The organism is Gaetbulibacter sp. S0825 (assembly GCF_011777505.1).
Classification (GTDB): Bacteria; Bacteroidota; Bacteroidia; order Flavobacteriales; family Flavobacteriaceae; genus Pontimicrobium.
Genome location: NZ_JAATJT010000003.1, coordinates 448309 through 461738 on the forward strand (window position 1 = coordinate 448309; position 13430 = coordinate 461738).

At 33.4% G+C, this 13430-nt stretch carries 13 protein-coding genes; 8 read left to right on the forward strand and 5 right to left on the reverse strand.

The window, feature by feature from the left end:
* The first annotated feature begins 80 nt into the window (after positions 1–80).
* The 3 genes from HB672_RS13240 to HB672_RS13250 are packed head-to-tail and all read left to right on the forward strand — an operon-like array spanning position 81 to position 1948.
* A complete protein-coding gene (locus HB672_RS13240; RefSeq protein WP_167769997.1) occupies positions 81–1055 on the forward strand; it encodes a D-alanine--D-alanine ligase in 975 nt (324 codons plus the stop codon).
* An 18-nt stretch (positions 1056–1073) separates the two neighbouring features.
* Positions 1074–1529: a pantetheine-phosphate adenylyltransferase gene (gene coaD, locus HB672_RS13245; protein WP_167769998.1), complete on the forward strand. Its 456-nt coding sequence runs from the start codon at positions 1074–1076 to the stop codon at positions 1527–1529.
* Positions 1530–1531: 2 nt separating this feature from the next.
* Positions 1532–1948 carry a VOC family protein gene (locus HB672_RS13250; protein ID WP_167769999.1) on the forward strand — a complete coding sequence of 139 codons (417 nt, stop codon included), beginning with the start codon at positions 1532–1534 and terminating at the stop codon, positions 1946–1948.
* Here the strand turns inward: HB672_RS13250 and HB672_RS13255 are convergent.
* Positions 1943–3619, reverse strand: coding sequence for a SulP family inorganic anion transporter (locus HB672_RS13255; RefSeq protein WP_167770000.1), 1677 nt, complete (start codon positions 3617–3619; stop codon positions 1943–1945). The genes HB672_RS13250 and HB672_RS13255 overlap by 6 nt on opposite strands.
* Positions 3620–3815: 196 nt before the next feature.
* Between HB672_RS13255 and HB672_RS13260 the strand changes: the two genes are divergently transcribed.
* From HB672_RS13260 to HB672_RS13270, 3 genes are all read left to right on the forward strand, one after another.
* Entirely contained in the window at positions 3816–5354 is a 1539-nt protein-coding gene (locus HB672_RS13260; RefSeq protein WP_167770001.1) for an amidase, read from the forward strand.
* A 32-nt stretch (positions 5355–5386) separates the two neighbouring features.
* The gene (locus tag HB672_RS13265) at positions 5387–5890 is read left to right on the forward strand and encodes a GNAT family N-acetyltransferase (protein ID WP_167770002.1); all 504 of its coding nucleotides are present in this window, start codon (positions 5387–5389) and stop codon (positions 5888–5890) included.
* A 94-nt stretch (positions 5891–5984) separates the two neighbouring features.
* Positions 5985–7235, forward strand: coding sequence for a DUF1015 family protein (locus HB672_RS13270; protein ID WP_167770003.1), 1251 nt, complete (start codon positions 5985–5987; stop codon positions 7233–7235).
* Between the two features lie 6 nt (positions 7236–7241).
* On the opposite strand, the gene HB672_RS13275 is transcribed toward HB672_RS13270, so the two are convergent.
* Positions 7242–8222 carry a pyridoxal-phosphate dependent enzyme gene (locus HB672_RS13275; protein WP_167770004.1) on the reverse strand — a complete coding sequence of 327 codons (981 nt, stop codon included), beginning with the start codon at positions 8220–8222 and terminating at the stop codon, positions 7242–7244.
* A 44-nt stretch (positions 8223–8266) separates the two neighbouring features.
* Complete coding sequence (locus HB672_RS13280) at positions 8267–9502, reverse strand: FtsX-like permease family protein (protein WP_167770005.1); 1236 nt, start codon at positions 9500–9502, stop codon at positions 8267–8269.
* 9 nt (positions 9503–9511) lie between these two features.
* Here HB672_RS13280 and HB672_RS13285 point away from each other — a divergent pair, with 9 nt between their 5' ends.
* Positions 9512–10744: a DUF1343 domain-containing protein gene (locus HB672_RS13285; protein ID WP_167770006.1), complete on the forward strand. Its 1233-nt coding sequence runs from the start codon at positions 9512–9514 to the stop codon at positions 10742–10744.
* A 95-nt stretch (positions 10745–10839) separates the two neighbouring features.
* Positions 10840–11913, forward strand: a complete 1074-nt coding sequence (locus tag HB672_RS13290; RefSeq protein WP_167770007.1) for a serine hydrolase domain-containing protein — start codon at positions 10840–10842, stop codon at positions 11911–11913.
* On the opposite strand, the gene HB672_RS13295 is transcribed toward HB672_RS13290, so the two are convergent.
* Together HB672_RS13295 and HB672_RS13300 are read right to left on the reverse strand one after the other, a co-directional pair.
* The gene (locus HB672_RS13295; RefSeq protein WP_167770008.1) at positions 11914–12321 is read right to left on the reverse strand and encodes a hypothetical protein; all 408 of its coding nucleotides are present in this window, start codon (positions 12319–12321) and stop codon (positions 11914–11916) included. It abuts the gene before it with no gap.
* A gap of 173 nt (positions 12322–12494) precedes the next feature.
* The gene (locus tag HB672_RS13300; RefSeq protein ID WP_167770009.1) at positions 12495–13334 is read right to left on the reverse strand and encodes a sterol desaturase family protein; all 840 of its coding nucleotides are present in this window, start codon (positions 13332–13334) and stop codon (positions 12495–12497) included.
* Positions 13335–13430 lie beyond the last annotated feature (96 nt).

Here is a 13430-nt window from a genome sequence, read left to right on the forward strand (position 1 = left end):
TTTTGCATTACATGAATAAATGATATTTTTACAAAACGGTCAAAATAGCTATTTTATTGAAACCTAAATACTTTTAATCAATGAGAAAAAATGTTGCGATTATTATGGGAGGTTATTCTAGCGAATATGAAATCTCATTAAAAAGTGGAAATGTTGTATATGAATCACTAGATGATACAAAATACAATACCTATCGCATCCATATTTTCAAAAACAAGTGGGTTTATGTAGATGATAATGACAATGAATTTCCAATTGATAAACATGATTTTTCGGTTATAATACATAATCAAAAAACAAATTTTGATTGTGTATTCAATGCTATTCATGGTTCTCCAGGAGAAGATGGTTTTATGCAAGCGTATTTTGAACTATTGAATATTCCGCAAACAAGTTGTAATATGTATCAAGCAGCATTGACGTTTAATAAACGTGACTGCTTGAGCGTTTTAAAACCTTACGGAATCAAAACTGCAGAATCATATTATATAAATTTAGGTGACAAGATTGATGAAGGTGCCATCATTAAGAAAGTGGGATTACCTTGTTTTGTAAAAGCTAACAAAGCAGGAAGCAGTTTTGGAATTACCAAAGTTTATAAAAAAGAGGATTTACAAAATGCTATTGATGTCGCTTTTGCTGAAGACGATGAAATTATTATTGAATCGTTTTTAGATGGTGTAGAAGTCTCGGTTGGAGTTATAAAATACAAAGGCGAAGTAAAAGTATTACCTATTACCGAAATAGTGAGTGACAATGATTTCTTTGATTATAAAGCTAAATATCTGGGTGAGTCACAAGAAATAACACCTGCAAGAATTAGTAATGATATGACTAAGAAGGTGCAGGCCGTTGCAAAACAAGTATATGAAATACTTAAAATGGATGGCTTCACAAGAAGTGAATACATTTTTAAAGATGACGAACCACACTTACTAGAAGTAAATACGGTTCCTGGGTTAACTAAAGAAAGCATCTTACCTCAACAGGCAGTAGCAGCTGGAATCTCTTTAGAGGAGTTATTTGGAAATGCAATTGAAGAAGCTATGAAATAAAAAGTGTAAATTTAAATCATGAAACAAGCTATATTTCCAGGATCTTTTGATCCAATTACTTTAGGTCACTATGATATTATTAAACGAGGTGTGACACTGTTTGATGAAATTATTGTAGCCATTGGTGTAAACTCTAATAAAAAATATATGTTCTCTCTAGAAGAGCGTAAAAAGTTTATTGAAGATACTTTTGCTAATGAACCAAAAGTAAAAGTAGTTACCTATAAAGGCTTAACAGTAGATTTTTGTAAGGAAATAGGAGTAGAATTTATATTAAGAGGACTACGTAATCCTGCCGATTTTGAATTTGAAAAAGCCATTGCGCATACTAATAGAGATTTAGCACCTATTGAGACTGTCTTTTTGTTGACATCGGCGCAAACATCTTACATAGCATCATCTATTGTAAGGGATGTTATTAGAAATAATGGTGATTATACCAAGCTAGTTCCTAACAGTGTACGAGTAAAATAATCATGAAACCTTTCAGTATCAATTTTTTAGATCATGTGGCTATTCGTGTTAAAGACATGAATGCATCAATTGATTGGTATAGTCATGTCTTAGGACTCAAAAAATATCAGCTGGAAGCATGGGGGGAATTCCCTGTATTTATGTTATCAGGAACATCTGGCCTTGCTATTTTTCCTGCTAATTTGGAGCATGATGAACTTAATCTAGAATCTCGCCATGTAAAAATAGACCATTTTGCATTTAATGTGTCAAATGAAGATTTTATTAAAGCTCAAGAACATTTTAAGGCGTTAGGAGAAGTATATGATTTTCAAGATCATATTTATTTTCATTCTATTTACCTTAAAGATCCTGATAATCATACAGTAGAACTTACAACTCTGGTTGTTGATGAGAAAGACTTCTACAAACATTTATAAATTATACTCTCCCAAACCTTTGGTAAATGCTTCAGGGTTTTCTGCTAAATGATATCGAGGATCATCTATAGCTTCAACTATAACGTCCCTAAACATTGGGCTTGACTTATAGAGCAATATTTTACAATCTTCGCTCAAATGTTTTAATTTAACAGATTTACCAGCATCCTTATATTTATTAACCAAAGCAAAAATAGCTTCAATTGCTGAGTGATCACTCACTCGTGATTCTACAAAGTCAATCTCTACATGGTCAGGATCATTTTTTACATCAAACTTTTCATTAAACGCAGTGATACTTCCAAAGAATAACGGTCCCCAAATTTCATAAATTTTTGTACCATCCTCACGCATACGTTTTCTAGCACGAATACGCTTAGCGTTTTCCCATGAAAACACTAGAGCACTTACAATAACACCTGCAATTACAGCAATTGCCAAATCAAATAAAACAGTTAATCCAGACACCAAGATCAAGACAAACAAATCTGTCCTAGGTATTTTATTCATAATTCTAAAACTAGACCATGCAAACGTCCCGATAACTACCATAAACATTACACCAACTAAAGCTGCAATTGGAACCTGTTCAATGAGACCTGATGCAAATAATATAAAGGCTAATAAGGCTAGTGCAGCAACAATACCTGAGAGACGTCCTCGTCCTCCGCCTTTAATGTTTATTATTGATTGACCAATCATAGCACAACCACCCATACCTCCAAATAAACCAGTGACAATATTGGCGCCACCTTGAGCCAAACATTCTCTGTTTGTATTTCCACGAGTTTCAGTTAAATCGTCTATTAAGTTTAGTGTCATTAATGATTCAATTAACCCAATAGCTGCTAGTATTAAGGCATAAGGACCAATAAAAACTATCGTTTCTAAATTAAATGGTACTTTACTAAAAATATCTGTTTGAAATTCTGGCAAGCCACCTTTAAGACCTTCAACTTTACCTCCACTACCTTCTACAATAAAAGATTTTACTGTAGCAACATCTATATCTCCAAAAATCACAATGGCAGAAACTACTAATATTGCGACAAGAGCTTCAGGTACTTTTTTAGTAAGTTTTGGTAAACCAAACATTATAGACATAGTAACTCCAATGAGTCCTAACATTATCCAAAATTTCCCGTTAGTTGCTAAACTGTTAAATAACTCTCTAAACCAAGTCCCCATGTCTCCCCAAAAAGAAATATCTTCAGGTACTAAAGTTGGAAACATTTTAAGCTGAGCCAAGAAAATCACAATAGCTAAACCATTTACAAATCCCATCATTACAGGATGTGGAATCAATCGCACAAACTTTCCAAGTTTAAAAACACCAGCAAGCATTTGTATAAATCCCATTAAAATGACTGTAGCAAATAGATAATATAACCCTAGCTGCTCACCTTCGGCTCCCATAGCATTCCCCTTAGCAACTAGTGCAACCATAACGACAGCCAAAGCTCCTGTTGCTCCACTAATCATTCCTGGTCGTCCACCAAAAATAGAAGTGATTAAACCAATCATAAAAGCTGCATACAAACCAACCAAAGGGTCCACTCCTGCAACAAATGCAAACGCTACTGCTTCTGGCACTAAAGCCAAGGCAACAGTTAATCCGCTTAAAATATCATTTTTAGCATTTGCTGTTCTTCTTCTGATAAACTCAGTCATAATGGTTTGTTTTAAGAAGCGGCAAAAATAGAACTATTAATTTGACTTACAAATTCTTAAATTCTATGACAAATATTAATTCTCTTTTGACTTAAGTTCCTTTATTACTCAATGTAACCCATTTTATGAATTCAATTATCACTAAACATTTTAATAAAAAATCGCTTATATTTAGTGTGCTAAACTACTAAGTATTATGACTAGAAAACTCATTCTCCTATTTATAATCGCAATTATATGTTTTGTAGGTTGCCAAAAACCTAGTCAAACTCAACCAATACATCTAGAAGAATTAACCATTGCCGAAATTCATAAAGCATATAAAAATGGCACATACAATAGTGAAGCTTTAGTCACTGCATTTTTAAAAAACATAAATTCTTTAGATAGTAAAATAAACGCACTCACAACTATTAATAACGACGCTATTATACAAGCTAAAGCACTTGATAAGGAATATAAAAAAACAGGTGTTTTACGTCCGCTTCATGGTATTCCAATTATAGTAAAAGATAATATTAACACAATAGATCTTCCAACTACTGCTGGTTCTTTTGCGCTAAAAGATTTTATACCAACCGAAAATGCTTTTGTTATAAAAAAACTCATTGATGCTGGCGCTATTATTCTTGCAAAATCCAATATGGCAGAATGGGCTTTTTCTGCTATGCATACCGAAAGTTCAACTGGAGGAACAACACATAATCCTTATAATTTAAATCATGTGCCAGCTGGCTCAAGTGGCGGAACTGCTGCTGCTATTGCATCAAATATTGGTATTGTTGGTTTAGGCACTGATACAGGAAACTCCATACGAGGTCCTTCTTCACATTGTTCTTTAGTAGGGTTTAGAACAACTCTTGGTTTAATTAGTAGAGAAGGAATTGCGCCTTTATTTTTACGAAATGATGTTGTTGGACCAATGTGTCGAACCGTAGAAGATGCAACTCGTGTTATGCAAATAATGGTAGGTTATGATACCGATGACCCTATTACAAAGAATTCTGAAGGAAAAACACCTAACAGCTATACCCAATTTCTTGATGAAAACGGGCTAGTAGGTTCCAGAATTGGAGTCCTTAGAGAGTTAAGTGATAATAACATAGATACAGATATAAAAGATTTGTTTGAAAAAGCACTTTTGGATTTAAATGTTCTTGGTGCCGAAATAATTGACCCTGTAGTCGTTCCAGATTTTTCAAGTCTTGCTCAAAACCAATGGTGTGCTAAATTTAGAGAAGATATTGAAACGTATTTAGCAACATACGTTAAAAGAGACACTATGAAAACTCTTGAAGACATTATACGAGTTGGCACAACTTCCAAATTTTCCAATAGTCGATTAAATCAATATACAACTGCTGATGGTAGATGGGGGAATTCGGACGCCGAATGCTCAGATGCTTATCATGATGAAAGAAGAGTCGCTTTTAGAGAAGCCATAGAAAACGTAATGGATTCTTTAAAATTAGATGCTATTGTCTATCCAACTTGGAATAACAAACCTGCCAGAATTGATAATTTTGAAGAAGAATACAAAGGAGATAACAACCAGATTATTGCGCCTCACACTGGGCAACCAGCTTTTACTGTACCTATGGGAATGAGTCCAGGAAATTTACCTGTTGGCATTCAGTTTCTTGGAAGAATGTATGACGAACCAACATTAATAAAACTCGCCTATTCATATGAACAAGGAACAAAGCATAGAGCTGTACCTCCAAAAACATATTAGAAAATAAATCCTTGAAATAACTATCCCAATTAATGGCCCAAAATATTAACATACGATTCGCTAATGTTTCTGATCTTGATGAAATAGTTGTAATTTTTAATCAAGCTGTCAGAGCTCGAATTAATGGTTCGTTACAAGAAGAAACTGCGCAAAGTCGCTTAGATTGGCTTAACTCTTTTAACCAAAATGATTACCCAATTTACGTAGCCGAACAAAACAATCGTGTGGTTGGCTATTGTTACTTATCGCCTTATAGAGCTGGACGACAAGCCATGAATAAAGTTGCAGAAATAAGTTATTATATAAACTACAATCACCATAGACAAGGTATTGCGTCAAGATTAATTAAGCATACTATTAATGAGTGTCAACGTGTTAACAAAAATAGTTTGCTCGCTATTTTATTAGATAAAAACAAACCAAGTATTGCTATTCTGGAAAAATTTGGTTTCAAAAAATGGGGACATTATCCAGATATTATTGATTTAGATGGCCAGATTTGTAGTCAACTAATTTATGGCTTAAAACTAGGTTAATAACTATCGGTAAGAATCATTTGTTTTTCTTGTTAAAAAACCCTCGAAGTTTTACATTTACGCTTCAATTAACGTTACATATAATTTACAAAGCATGTCTATATTTGTTCCTTTTAAAGCATTTCGTCCTACACAAGAAAACGCAAAATCTGTTGCCAGTAAACCCTATGATGTATTAAATGCAAAAGAAGCTAAGTTAGAGGCTAAAGGAAATCCTGTATCTTTTTATAATGTTATAAAACCTGAAATTAATTTCCCAGAGGATTCTAATTTTTATGCTCCTGAAGTTTACTTAAAAGGAAAAGAAAGATTTGATAATCTTGTTAGTCAAAATATTATTAAACAAGATGCTTCTAATAGTTATTATGTTTACGAATTAACTATGGATGGCCATGTGCAAACAGGCTTAGTTGGTTGTTGCGCTATTGACGATTATTTTAATAATATCATTAAAAAACATGAGTTAACACGTCCAGATAAAGAAGAAGACAGAAAAAATCATATTCGTGCCAGCAAACTTAATTATGAACCTGTGTTCCTTTCATATCCTCAAGTAAATGCCATTGATGATTTAGTTAACGATATTAAGAGCAATAATGTAGTTTACGATTTTATTGCCGATGATGGCATTAGACATCGTCTTTGGACTATTGATGAGGCAAATACACTTGATCAAATTGAATCGCTCTTTAAAACCAACGTTCCAAGTATTTACATTGCTGATGGACACCATCGTACTGCTGCTGGCGCTTTAGTTGGTCAAGAATTAAGGAATTCTAGAAATGGAAACTCCAATGACAATGGAAGAGACAATTACTTTATGGCTGTTGTATTTCCAGATAATCAATTAAAGATTTTAGATTACAATCGTGTAGTAAAAGATTTGAATGGTTTGTCTGAAGATGAACTAATCGAAAAATTACAAGAGAATTTTACTATTGAACAAAAGGAAAATCAGTATCGCCCTGAAACAATGCATACCTTTGGAATGTACTTAAATAACAAATGGTACAAGCTTACAGCAAAAGATGGGACTTACAATGATAACGATCCCGTTGGACAACTTGATGTTACTATTCTATCTGCTAATGTACTTGAACCAATTTTTAATATTGTTGACCTCAGAAAAGATAAGAGAATAGATTTTGTAGGTGGTATGCGTGGACTTGGTGAATTAGAAAAACGTGTTGATAGTGGCGAAATGAAAGTCGCATTTTCTATGTATCCAGTAAGCATGAAGCAATTAATAAGCATCTCGGACAACGACCTTATTATGCCTCCAAAAGTAACTTGGTTTGAGCCAAAATTAAGAAGCGGCTTGTTTGTTCACAATCTAGATGAGTAAATTACTTTAATCTATATAACCCATTTCACGCATCCAGTCGTCGTTAAACATTTTACCAACATAACGACTTCCATGGTCATGGAATAACACCACCACAACATCGTCTTTTGTAAAATGCTCTTTAAGTTGTAACAACCCTTTAATTGCTGCTCCAGCCGAGTTTCCTAAAAACATCCCTTCTTTTTTGGCAAGCAATTGTGTATAGACTGCAGCATCTTTATCGGTTACTTTTGTAAAGCCATCAATGATACTAAAATCTACATTTTCTGGTAAAATATCTTCACCTATCCCTTCAGTTACATAAGGATAGATTTCCTTTTCATCAAACTCACCTGTCTCGTGATATTTTTTAAACACACTACCATAAGTATCAATTCCCCACACTTTGATGTTTGGATTTTGCTCTTTTAAATATTTTCCAACACCTGATACGGTTCCTCCTGTTCCTACGCCTACTACAAAATGTGTGACTTTACCATCTGTTTGTTTCCAAATTTCTGGTCCTGTGCTTTCGTAATGTGCTTTAGCATTACTTGGATTGTCGTATTGATTCACATACCAAGAATTTGGCGTTTCTTCTCCAAGACGTTTAGAAACGGAATAATAACTTCTAGGGTCCGTTGGCTCAACATCTGTTGGACACACAACCACCTCAGCTCCTACTGCACGTAGTATATCCATTTTTTCTTTGGATTGCTTATCTGAAATCACAAAAATACACTTGTAGCCTTTTACAATGGCTGCTAAAGCTAAACCCATTCCAGTATTTCCAGAAGTCCCTTCAATAATAGTACCTCCAGGCTTTAAGCGTCCGTCAGCTTCGGCATCTTCAATCATTTTTAAAGCCATTCTATCCTTTACAGAATTTCCTGGGTTAAATGTTTCGTATTTAGCTAATACTAAACATGGTAAGTCTTCAACCAACTTATTTATTTTAACCAATGGTGTATTTCCAATGGTTTCTAATATATTTTTAGCGTATTCCATTTTAATTTTTTGATGATGCAAAAATAGTAAAACTTATGACTATTCTATTCAAATCGCATAGCTTTGACTGGAGATATTTTTGTGATAATGTATGAAGGCACTAACAACATTATTAAGCACAAAATAAACGTGCCAATATTAAGTACAATAATATAAGTTGCACTTATGTAAACAGGTGCTTCGGTCACATAATAGACACTAGGGTCTAGCGGAAATAGTTTAAAGTATTTTTGGGCAAACAATAAGCCTAAACCAATGAGGTTTCCCCAAAATAATCCTAAGACAATTAAATAAGAGGCGTTGTATAAAAATAGTTTTCTAATACTCCAATTATTACTCCCAAGCGCTTTTAAAACCCCTATCATTTGAGTTCTTTCTAAGATTAATACCAAGAGCGCAGTAATCATATTAATTCCTGCTACTAAAATCATAATACCAATAATGGCATATATGTTTTTATCAAAAATATTTATCCATTCAAATACTGTAGGATATTTTTCTTCAACAGTTCTAGAGGTATAAAAGGAAGAAATATTTTGGTAGATTTCTTCTTCTTTCTGGACTATTTGAGAATAATCGTCTATAAAAACTTCAAAGTGTCCAATTTGGTCATCTTCCCATTTGTTAAAAAAACGGATATGCCTAATATCTCCTAGTAAATAGGTTTCGTCTAATTCTTGAAAACCTGAATTATAAATACCTGAAACGGTAAATGTTCTAATAAAAGGTAATCTGTCAACTCCATCTCTCTCAAATAACATTTGGAAAGTATCTCCAACTTTAAACTGCAGCCTATTAGCTAAATACTGTGATATTAGCACCTCATTACTAATGTTGTCTCCATATATTGGCAATTTGCCATCAACTAAAAACTCTTCAAAATACTTCCAATCATAATCTTGTCCAACACCTTTTAAAACTGCTCCATCAAAATCGGTTTCTGTCCTAATCAAACCCCATTTCGTGGCAATACCCTGAATATGAGTAATTCCATCTATATTGGAGAAATTTGGGTAGAAATCTTGATTGATAGACAGTGGAACTTCCGATTCATCAGAAGCATTCGAGTTAAAAGTTGTAATGGTTATATGTCCATTAAAAGCGACTGCTTTATCACGGATTTTTTGTTGCAAACCAATACCTGTTGCAATAGCAATCATCATCACTACCATGCCAATGGCAATAGCAGTAATTCCAATTTTTATTATTGGTGCCGATACACTACTTTTATACGACTTGCTACCAATAATGCGTTTAGCAATAAAATACTCGAATTTCAATTTGTGATAATGGTTTTAAACGTTTTCAAAAATACAGTTTTATTCTTTCTTTTGGCATTCATTTCATGTGGTTCTAAAACTAAAGAGCAACATTCTAACAATAATGAACTTACTAATCTAGTTCAGGAGGACAAAAACATCATCGTTGGTGCTAATCAAACCGAAACATATTTACCTCTTTTAAACGGAAAACGTGTTGGGATTGTTGCTAATCAAACTTCCGTTATTTTTAAAGATGATAATACATATACACATTTAGTTGATTCGTTGGTTGACTTAAACTTAGATGTAAAAAAAGTGTTTTCTCCTGAACATGGTTTTAGAGGAAATGCTGATGCTGGTGAACATGTTGCAGATGGTGTAGATATTAAAACTGGTTTGCCAATTTTTTCCCTTCACGGAACGAGCAAAAAACCAAGTAAAGAACAGCTAGAAGGCGTAGATATAATGATTTTTGATATACAAGATGTTGGCGTGCGTTTTTACACATACATTTCAACGTTGCATTATATCATGGAAGCTTGTTCTGAAAATAACATTCCGCTTATTATTTTGGATAGACCAAATCCTAATAGCCAATATGTTGATGGCCCAACCTTGAAAAAAGAGCATCAAAGCTTTTTAGGCATGCACCCAATTCCTTTGGTTCATGGTATGACTATTGGTGAATATGCACAAATGATTAATGGTGAAAAATGGTTGCCAAATGGAATTCAATGTAATATCACTATTATTCCATGTAAAAACTATGCTCACGATATGCCTTATAGTCTTTCCATAAGACCTTCACCAAACCTTCCTAATGACCATTCCATAAAGCTCTATCCTAGTCTCGGCTTATTTGAAGGCACCAATGTGAATGCTGGACGAGGCACCGAATTTCAATTTCAACGATATGGAGCGCCTTTTTTGAATCCTGAAACAATGACATTTACTTACACGCCTCAATCAAATTTTGGAGCTAAATACCCAAAACATAAAGACGAATTGTGCTATGGTGAAGATTTAAGCAATGTAAATCTTACAAATGAAATAACTTTAAAATGGATTATTAAAGCCTATCAAAATTCAACTGATAAATCTCTTTTCTTTTTAACGAACGGATTTACAAAACATGCAGGAACAACAATATTGCAGAAACAAATAGAATCTGGAATGACTGAAGCAGACATTAAAGCTACTTGGCAAGAAGGCCTAGACGCTTTTAAAAAAACACGAAACAAATACTTATTATATAACTAATGAAAGCCCATAATGGGCATTTGGCAGATAATGGTTATTAACAAAAACTAAATTATTAAAATTTGAATAATTACAACTTACAAAATCTTAAAAAAATGAGCAAACTAACTTTTCTATTTCTACTATTCACTGGTTTTGCATTTAGTCAAACTTTTGATAAAGCATACGCCGAAAAAATTGAGAACGCTCAGGAGATTGCCAATCAATTTTTAAACGATGTGAAAATTCCTGGAATGTCTATTTCGGTTTCAAAAAATGGTAAACTTATTTGGTCCGAAGGTTTTGGATATTCTAATATTCAAACCAAGCAAAAGGTAAATCCAAGTGTCACACAATTTAGAATTGCCAGTATATCAAAATCAATTACAGCAGCAGCTTTAGCAAAACTTGTGGATGATGGGAAACTAGATTTTGATGGAAGCATTTACACCTACATTCCAGATTTTCCAAAAAAGACATACGATTTTACCGTGCGTCAAGTTGGAGGACATATAGCAGGTGTAAGACATTATAATGGCAATGAATTTATACTTAACAAAAAAATGACTATCGTAGAAGGACTCGATATTTTTAAAGACTCACCTTTAAAATTTAAACCTGGAAGCGATTATAGTTATAGTACTTATGGTTGGAATTTGCTGAGTATTGTTGTTCAAAATGCTTCAGGGGTTGAGTTCAATAAATACATGACTGAAACCATTTTTAACCCTTTAAAAATGGATAATACTGAATTAGGCCTATCTGATGTTGATATGCCAAATCGCACGCAATTTTATATTAAAACAAACTCTGGAGATATCAAACTAGGAGTTCCTGTAAGCAATGAACATAAAGTTGCAGGTGGCGGATTTATAGCTACCTCAGAAGATTTAGTAAAGTTTGGAAACGAAATTGTTAATCCAACCATACTTTCAAAAGCTTCAGTTAAAGAATTAGTAACTCCTTTATATACTGATGATGGTAAAAGCACCGAATATGGTATTGGCTTTGGTGTTGTAAAAACTAAAAACGACACACCTCGTTACAGTCATTCAGGTGGTGGTATGGGAGCAACCACGTTTTTAATGATGTATCCAGAAGAAAATATTGTTATATCTATAGTTACAAATCTTTCGCAAGTACCAATTAGACAACTTACAGCAAAGCTAGAAGATGTGTTTATAGATTAGTTATTTTTTATCGTTATTAGAAGCCGTTATTTTTTCAACTTCAACTTTTGAGAATTCTTTTGGGTCTTGCAATACTCTTACAACAAAAACAATTTTTAGAGGCACTTGTTCAACAACAAAAATATGCTTCCCTTTGCTTAAGTGATTTAAAGCAACTTTAGCCGAATTAGCATCAATGTATTCTTGAGTTTCTCGCTTATAATTAGTGTTTATTGAATACACGCTTCTAATTCGCTTATCTCCGTTAAGGATTAAGGTATCTTTAGTTTTATTCAAATCATGGAATAGGTCACTAGCAGTAATATTCACGTTCTTTTCGATTAACGCGAAATCTTTCTTTTGTGCAGTTGCACTATTACATAGAAGACCAGAGCATGCTATTATTAGCACTACGAGAGTTTTTTTCATACAAAAAGCTGTTTAATATCAAATAATATTTGAATTAAATAGCAATTATCGACCCTCGTTGGCTAATCTAGGCAAGATTGATATACATTCAGAAAAAAAATCTATGAACGGTACAAAATATTAGAGGAACGTACTTTGATTGTTAATAAGTATGTTGAAAACTCAAAAATCAGCTACTTTTCTTCTGGAAGAATCGTGGGTTTTTGATATTCTTGAAATGGCTGTTTTAATAATTCCATAACGTTGCCATTTTTAACTTCATCTGGAAAGACATCGACACCATACACCAGCTTTTCTCTATCCATTTTCATATAGGTTCCAAAAAGTCGGTCCCAAATAGAAAAAATATTGCCATAATTAGAATCGGTATAAGGCAATACGTAATGATGATGAATTTTATGCATATCTGGAGATACCAAAATATAGCTTATAAAATGGTCGACCTTTTTAGGCAATTTAATATTTGCATGACTAAACTGAGTTGCAACTAAAGACATCGATTGATACAACATAACAATACCAATTGGCGCGCCTATAATGATAACGCCTACTAACGTAAAGGCATAGCGTATTAAGCTTTCTAATGGATGATGCCTGTTTGCAGTAGTTGTATCCACCTTATGGTCGGTATGGTGCACTAAATGTATCATCCACAATGGCTTCACTTTATGCTCTATATAATGCGCTAGATAAGCACCAATAAAGTCCATTAACAACACACCAAGCAACACATACAAAGCTAAAGGCATTTCTGGTAACCAATTAATAATTCCGAAATCGTTTGCTATTACCCAATCGGCTGCTTTTAATAATAAGAATGCTAATGCAAAATTAATAATGATGGTTGTAAAGGTGAAAAAGATATTAGGAACAGCGTGTTTCCATTTATGATATTTAAACCTAAATAAAGGCACAGCTCCTTCTAGTAACCAAAAAAAAGTTAATCCCCCAACAAGTATCAAACTTCTATGAAGTGAAGGAATGGTTTCAAAATAATTGATTATGGTTTCCAATAACTTGTTTTATGTGGTTGAGAGACTAATTTAGGAAATAAAAATTTGAATAGAAAATCTTCTTTCGCAACAAAAGCTATCCGAATTCTTGAATAA

What these genes read in the sequence shown, in the direction of transcription:
- HB672_RS13240 (WP_167769997.1), top strand. Translation starts at nt 81, where the DNA reads ATGAGAAAAAATGTTGCGATTATTATGGGAGGTTATTCTAGCGAATAT.
- coaD (WP_167769998.1), top strand. Translation starts at nt 1,074, where the DNA reads ATGAAACAAGCTATATTTCCAGGATCTTTTGATCCAATTACTTTAGGT.
- HB672_RS13250 (WP_167769999.1), top strand. Translation starts at nt 1,532, where the DNA reads ATGAAACCTTTCAGTATCAATTTTTTAGATCATGTGGCTATTCGTGTT.
- HB672_RS13255 (WP_167770000.1), bottom strand. Translation starts at nt 3,619, where the DNA reads ATGACTGAGTTTATCAGAAGAAGAACAGCAAATGCTAAAAATGATATT.
- HB672_RS13260 (WP_167770001.1), top strand. Translation starts at nt 3,816, where the DNA reads ATGACTAGAAAACTCATTCTCCTATTTATAATCGCAATTATATGTTTT.
- HB672_RS13265 (WP_167770002.1), top strand. Translation starts at nt 5,387, where the DNA reads ATGGCCCAAAATATTAACATACGATTCGCTAATGTTTCTGATCTTGAT.
- HB672_RS13270 (WP_167770003.1), top strand. Translation starts at nt 5,985, where the DNA reads ATGTCTATATTTGTTCCTTTTAAAGCATTTCGTCCTACACAAGAAAAC.
- HB672_RS13275 (WP_167770004.1), bottom strand. Translation starts at nt 8,222, where the DNA reads ATGGAATACGCTAAAAATATATTAGAAACCATTGGAAATACACCATTG.
- HB672_RS13285 (WP_167770006.1), top strand. Translation starts at nt 9,512, where the DNA reads ATGGTTTTAAACGTTTTCAAAAATACAGTTTTATTCTTTCTTTTGGCA.
- HB672_RS13290 (WP_167770007.1), top strand. Translation starts at nt 10,840, where the DNA reads ATGAGCAAACTAACTTTTCTATTTCTACTATTCACTGGTTTTGCATTT.
- HB672_RS13295 (WP_167770008.1), bottom strand. Translation starts at nt 12,321, where the DNA reads ATGAAAAAAACTCTCGTAGTGCTAATAATAGCATGCTCTGGTCTTCTA.